1 protein-coding gene is annotated in these 1,211 nt (G+C 62.0%); it reads right to left on the minus strand.

The features are described from left to right. Positions 1–22: 22 nt before the first annotated feature. Positions 23–985: a transposase gene (locus G5A07_RS21115; RefSeq protein WP_159359641.1), complete on the minus strand. Its 963-nt coding sequence runs from the start codon at positions 983–985 to the stop codon at positions 23–25. Positions 986–1,211: the final 226 nt, after the last annotated feature.

Consider the following 1,211-nt stretch of genomic DNA (forward strand, 5'->3'; position numbering starts at 1 on the left):
AGTCGAGATCCTATGTTCGTGGTCAAGCCTGCTGGAAGCAGGCTTGACCGACCTTCAGCATGGCCGGATCGAAGTCTCGGCCGCTTTTGAACACGCCCCAGGCGATCCTGGCCAGCTTCCTTGCCAGAATGTTGAAGACGGCGGTGCTGGGGTGACCGCGTTTTGACAGCTCGTCGTAGAGCGGTTGCCCCCGGCGACACCGCTTGAGCCCCATTGCAGCCATGTAGAGCATCTGGCGCAGCATCGGTGCGCCCTGTTTGGACAGCCGACGTCGTCCAGTTCTGCCGCCAGACTCGTTGGGCCGGGGATCCAGGCCGGTGCAGGCAATCCACGCGTTGGCGTTGGCCAACGGCCAGCGCGTCATGTAGTAAATCAGGTGGGACGCGACGGCAGGGCCGATACCCGGGATGGTCAGCAGGCGCTTGTAGAGTGCGCCATGCTCTCCATCGCGGCCCAAGCGCTGCAGTTCGCTTTCCAGCTCGGACAGCGTCCCAGCCAGAGCGCAGAACAGATCTGATAGCTCCCCAGGGTCACTTTTGCTTACCCCGAAGGATTGCTCCAGGCGCGCGCGCGTCTCCACCAGCGCTCGCCGCTTGCGCAGCAAATCATGCATCTGCTGCTGCTCGTCGGTACGCGGTACGTATTCACGCAGGCGGTCGCTCTCCTTCTTCACATAGCGGGCGATCGCTTGGGCATCCATGGCATCTGTCTTGCCGCGCGAGCCCGTCGCCCGAGCGTAGTTCTTGATCAGCCGTGGATCGATTACATAGACAACGTGGCCCGCCTGGCCAGCCATCCGAGCCAACAACTCGTAGTACCGCCCCGTCGCTTCCATGCCAATCCGGCATCGCTGGGGCAAGGTTTTGAGCCACTTGGCTATGCCGGCCCGGGTGTTGGCGACCCTGTCACCGGCCTTGCGGTCGGCCACCGCCGGCACGAACTCCTTGGAGTCCACGTCCACGCCAATATCGAGAGAATCAGACATTTGTACGGCTCCCAGCTATCTTTAAAGGGCTGGGGTGGTACCGCACCGACGTTAGCTTGCCTACATCGACGATCCCCTTGGGGGCCGTACGATCCTTTATCGACGTTCGTGTGCGGGATGGGGATCGCTCGACTCGTCTGTCGGCTGGTATCCGCAGATGCATGCTTGACGGTCCCTCCACCCTGGCTCCTACATACAGCGTAGGAGCCGGGAGGAACATACAAGC

The organism is Stenotrophomonas sp. AS012628 (assembly GCF_010608305.1).
GTDB classification, from domain to species: Bacteria; Pseudomonadota; Gammaproteobacteria; order Xanthomonadales; family Xanthomonadaceae; genus Stenotrophomonas; species Stenotrophomonas geniculata.

Bases quoted from the DNA above. Each gene is read 5' to 3' on its own strand.
- G5A07_RS21115 (WP_159359641.1), bottom strand. From the start codon at position 985: ATGTCTGATTCTCTCGATATTGGCGTGGACGTGGACTCCAAGGAGTTC.